Here is a 4,799-nt window from a genome sequence, read left to right as displayed (position 1 = left end):
TAATTTTTCGTCAAACTTTCCACGCGAGAAGCTAAATTCACCGCATCGGAAATTACTGTGCCCTCCATACGATTTTGACCGCCCACCGTTCCCAGCATCAAAGTTCCAGTATTAATTCCAATCCCAATCTGAATCGGGCCATAGCCAGAATTAGCGCGATTTTGATTGTATTCAACCAGACAGTGCAGCATAGCAATTCCGGCTTTCACCGCATTATTCGCCTCGCCGCTAAACAGCGCCATAATCGCATCGCCAATATATTTATCAATAAACCCGTTATTTTCATTAATAACGGGTTCCATGCGAGAAAGATAGGAATTAATAAATCTGAAATTATCCTTCGGCGTCATAGTTTCCGAAAGCGTGGTGAAGTCGCGAATGTCGGAAAACAACACCGACATTTCTAACTGCACTTGGTCGCCCAATTCCACATCAATAATGCTTGATTTATCTAAAAACTGGAGGAACTGATTGGGAACGAAGCGCTCGTAAGCTTGGTTGAGTAGAAACAGTTCAGCGGTAAATCTGATTCGCTCTGTTTCGGCTTTTTTACGCTCCGTGATATCTTGAAAGGCTACAATTGCATAAGAAATATTGTCCTTTTCATCATAGATGGGAGTACCCCAAGCCTCGATCGGAATAATCTTGTTGCCTTGGTGGATTTCCATATCGTCAGCGGTGGCACTTTCGCCCCTCAACGCTCGCACAATTGGCAATTCAGCAGAGGAATATTCCCGATCGGTACCAGCTTTATACACTTGATAAACCTCGGAGATTTGTTCGCTGGTGACGTTAGGAATAACTCCTTTACCTAATAATTGAATAGCAACGCGATTACTATAGTAAGGTTTGCCAGAAGCATCCAGCACTGACACCCCCACTGGAATTGCTTCTAAAAATTGAGTCAGCCTGTTTTCACTTTCGCGGATTTCTGTATAGAGTTTAGAATTTTGAATCGAGATAGCCGCTTGTCCCGATAACAGTTTTAAGAGTTCCACTCTTTCTGGGGTAAAAGCTCCCGCTGTCAGATTGTTTTCTAGGTAAACAATACTAATAATTTGAGATTGGTTAATCAGTGGCACGCATAAAATTGATTTGGGCTGATTTTTTCGGATGTAGGGGTCGTTGGTAAATTGTCCCTCTCGGACAGCATCATCAAGTACCACGCTTTCTTGAGTGCGGGCCACATAGTTGACAATTGCGGAGGAAAGTTCTTGACAGGTTTCAACGGGGATTGACTGCAACACGGTGACTTGTTCGGAGTTTATGGCTCCTTCAGCTTCAACCAGTAGCTTTCCCTGACTTGAGAAAATCAGATAGCCTCTTTGCGCCGCCGCATTCTCAATCAAAATTTTCATTAAGTTAGACATTAGCTTATCTAGCATTATTTCGCCAGAAATTGCGCTCGTTCCTTTCATTACTGTGGTTATATCTAACTTATTACCAGAACCAGTAGTTATCACTGTTGCTGTAGTTTTAGTGTTTTTCCTTCCCGGTTGAATTGCCGCCAATAACTGAGGATATCGCGCTTCTAAATCCGTTACCTTAGCAGTGGCTCCCCATTGGATATAACAATAATACGCCTCAATCATGTAGAGTTGGGCAAATTTTTCTTTACCCCATTCTAGGTAAAATTTGGCTGCGAGTTCGTTGGCAAGGGCTTCTTCGTTGAGAAATTGATTTTCTTTAGCGAGGGAGATGGCGCGATCGTACATTTCAATCGCCTCAGCTTTATTACCCAACACCCGTTGCCGTTGGGCCTCAACTAAATACCATTTATGCAGATAATTCATCGGAGCATTTTGCGCCCATTGGTGCAGAGTGGTTTGATGGGTTTCCACCAGGGTGAGAATTTCAGCTTGCTCGGTTTCTGGGTGTGTAGGAAACAGTGCCAAGTTAGTCAGGGCAGCATAGAAATGGAAAATAGGAACAAAAACTAATCCGGTTACTGCCATTAAATACTTTTTTGCTTGGGCAATGTGAGCTAGGGCAGCCGTGTAATTGCCATAGCAGTAAGCAAGCAGCAGTTTGCAGATGTAGGCCATAGCGATCGCCGTGAATTCATTATCCTGATGGTGTTTAGGAATCATCACCGTTTCATCGTAGGCAGAGCCGATTAAGCAATCCGACAGAATCCCGTCTTTCCTCAAGTTCAACACCATCTGCTGCTTCATATCTAAATAAACCTGAGCAGAATATTGCTTCACCTGAGCCAAAGCAGCACTATAACTTGCTAGTTCTGGTTCCACAGTATCTAGTTCTATTCCACCAAAAAAGTTGGAATCAAAGTAAATATTTATGCTGTAGCCAGCGTATAGAAAGTCGCCAGTTTCCATGCCAGCCGTAAAGCCATCTTTCAGCGTCGGTATCGTTGCCCTCACAGATTCTTGATGATGCTGAATCCAGCCAACAAACAAAAAGAGAATTATAGACTTGAATTCCCGCACATTGAACCGATCGAGCAATGAGAGTGCCAATTTCCCAAAGCCATAGCCTGTTTCGACCTCTTTTGAAAAGGCACACAACACCATTCCGTGAATCGCATATCCCACCGTCGATGCCGGTGCATTCCCAAATTGGAGCGATAAACTTACCATCGTGGAGCTAAACAGGGGCAGCAAACCGGGCATTCCCAGGAAAATGGGTGGAAACAACATTCCTAACAGTTGTATGGCTGCCTGAGTCTGTGGATTTGTCATCACGGGCAGATCGACGAGTTCCTCAATCTGTCTGTCCTGAAGTTGGCTAGCCAGGGCTTGTAGCGCTTTACTAATCAAGGCTTCGTCAGGTTCGGTGGGTAGTTGAACTCCCAATTGCAAGAGTGCATCTCTTGCTACTGCGATCGCCTCCAACATTTGACTCTGGGCTGTGTGAGTAGCGATTTTAATTTCGTAAATTTTAATTTTGTCTAAAATTGTCTTAGCTTCTTGCAACACCAATGCTGCCATCTGTTCCATACCCTCAATGTCACCATTCAAATAGGCAGCTTCAACGGCACCAACATAGAGACTCAAGGTCAACTCATACTGACTTTGCCAGCAGTTGACTGTCAGTAGCTCAATCCCTGTTTGCAGATAGATATTTGCGGCTGCATAGGCGGTAGAACTTCTCGCTTTACCTCCCGCTTCTAAGTTGAGTTTGGCTAAGGCTTCTCGTTCGCTTAATTGATTGATTAACTCAATTCCTTGATTTAAATGCCCCACAATATCAAAGAGTTTTTCTTCTCTTTCTATGTCCGAATATTTGTGTAGGAGTAACTGTCCAATTTTGAGATGAGTAGCTTTCTTTTCGTTTTCGGGTATTAGGGAATAAGCCGCTTGCTGGACGCGATCGTGGAGGAACTTATAAATTGGGTTAGTAACAGACTGATTCAGGGATTGAAAGTCTGTTTGAATTAAGCTATAGCCTTCTATAATCTGTAAAATGAGTCCTTCTTGCAAGGCTTTCCACAATGCTGATGCCGTTTGTTCTGATAATTCTTCACTGACTACTGCCAACGTCTCTAAATCAAATTGCGCCCCAATGCACGCGGCAAGTTTGAGGACATCCTGAGTTTCTTTCGGCAGCTTCTGCAATTGCGCCGCCATAAACTCCACCACATCCGAGGCGTGGGTAAGTCTAGCTTGAGCAAGATCGCACTGCCACCCCCCTTTACTTCCCCCCTTACTAAGGGGGGACACAGGGGGGTCAAAAGTAATTTGACCCTCTTCATGCAACGCCTTGAGGAATTGAGTCGAGAAAAAGGGATTACCTTTGGTTTTTTCATAAACCAATTCTGTCAACGGTTGAGAAGAGGATAAATTACAAATCAGCGTATCTGCCACCAACTGGTTGAGATCGGCTAAACTCAACGGTTGCAGGTTAATAGTATTTACCACAGCCCCAGACTTAATAATCTCATCCACTGTCAACATAAACGGATGAACAGGGGAAACTTCATTATCCCGATAAGCACCCAACACCAACAGATGCCCCCTATCCTCCATCAACAGTTGTAGCAACTTCAAAGATGCGCCATCGGCCCACTGCAAATCATCCAAAAACATCACTAACGGATGTGAGGCAGTAGTAAATACTTGCACAAACTTTTGCATCAGCAAATTAAACCGATTTTGGGTGGCACTCCCCGACAGTTCTAGTGCAGGAGGTTGAGGGCCAAGGATGCGTTCTAATTCAGGAATCACCTCAATCAGCACTTGCCCACTCTCGCCCACGGCTGTCAAAATCTTGGTTTTCCAGGTTTGTAACTGAGCATCACTTTCTGATAATAATTGCCTCATCAATTCCCGAAAAGCTTGCACAAATGCACTGAAGGGAATAGTGCGTTGAAATTGGTCGTATTTGCCTTTAATAAAATAGCCACGCTGTCTGGCTATAGGCTTGTGGACTTCCTTCACTACTGCGGTTTTACCAATCCCAGAAAAGCCAGCCACCAGCATCATTTCGGCGCTACCGATACTGACTCGTTCAAAGGCAGCTAATAGATGATCAACTTCACTTTCTCTGCCGTAGAGTTTTTCGGGAATCAGGAAACGGTCTGTAATATCTCGCCTTCCCAAGTCAAATTCTTCTATGCTGTCGGTTTGTTGTAATTGAAGCAGACACATTTCTAAATCATGCTTTATCCCCAAGGCAGTTTGATAGCGGTTTTCGGCATTCTTCCCCATCAATTTACTGACAATTTGAGACACAATTAGGGGGATTTCTGGATTGATTTCGTGCGGAGGAACTGGCTGTCTAGCAATATGGCAGTGAACTATCTCTAAAGCATCTTTTGTCTCAAAAGGCAATTTTCCTGT

The 4,799-nt window shown here is 44.0% G+C and carries 1 protein-coding gene; it reads right to left on the bottom strand.

The window, feature by feature from the left end; translation table 11 throughout:
• The coding region (locus tag QUA00_RS36245; RefSeq protein WP_333413394.1) for an AAA family ATPase at positions 1-4,799 on the bottom strand (4,799 nt) is incomplete at both ends.

The sequence above is a fragment of the Microcoleus sp. T2B6 genome (assembly GCF_036700475.1).
GTDB lineage: Bacteria > Cyanobacteriota > Cyanobacteriia > Cyanobacteriales > Microcoleaceae > Microcoleus.
The sequence above is the reverse complement of the archived record's forward strand: the minus strand, read 5'-3'. Positions and strand labels throughout refer to the sequence as shown.